This window comes from Amycolatopsis minnesotensis, assembly GCF_039529815.1.
GTDB lineage: Bacteria > Actinomycetota > Actinomycetes > Mycobacteriales > Pseudonocardiaceae > Amycolatopsis > Amycolatopsis minnesotensis.
The window spans coordinates 1-586 of the sequence record NZ_BAAANN010000151.1; the positions used below are offsets into that span (position 1 = coordinate 1).

A 586-nucleotide genomic window follows, 5' to 3' on the forward strand; every position below is an offset into this window, starting at 1 on the left:
TTCAAAAGTATTTGTCAACAAGCGGTCAGTATCTGGATAATTTCCTTCTAAAAGTCGTGTATAGAAGCTAATGTAGTCGCTTCTAAAAAGCATTTGACTATCAGAGAAGAAAACTTCTACCGTTTCAATATCATCTGTAAATACAGCTGCAAATTCACGTAAAGATTTACTTGGAATAACAACGTTGAAATCATTTGAAGTATTTTCCAAAGTTAATTTACGTTGGCTCATACGGTGAGAATCAGTTGCGACTGCTTTAAAGTCTTTGTGGTCACTAAGAACCATATGAACACCAGTCAAGATTGGACGGCTTTCTTGAAGACTTGCTGCAAAGGCTGTTTCAGCAATGATAGATTTCAATAGTTTTGTTTCTAAAACTAAAGGATTTTCAGTAGCCATTTCTTGAAGGCGAGGGTAAAGATCAACATCTTTTCCTTTTAAGGTAATTTCTGATTTACCACTTGTTAAAACGATTTGATGATGTTCAATTTCTTCAAAGTCTAATGTCATATCTGGAAGACTTGAAACGATATTAATAAAGAAGTTTGCTTCTAATAGTACAGCACCAGTTGAAGTAATCAATAAG

Annotated in this window: 1 protein-coding gene; it reads right to left on the minus strand. The window is 34.0% G+C overall.

The window, feature by feature from the left end; all coding sequences use genetic code 11:
• Nucleotides 1-586 (minus strand): DNA polymerase III subunit beta (gene dnaN / locus ABD256_RS44265; RefSeq protein ID WP_344432420.1); only part of this gene is annotated, 586 nt, incomplete at both ends.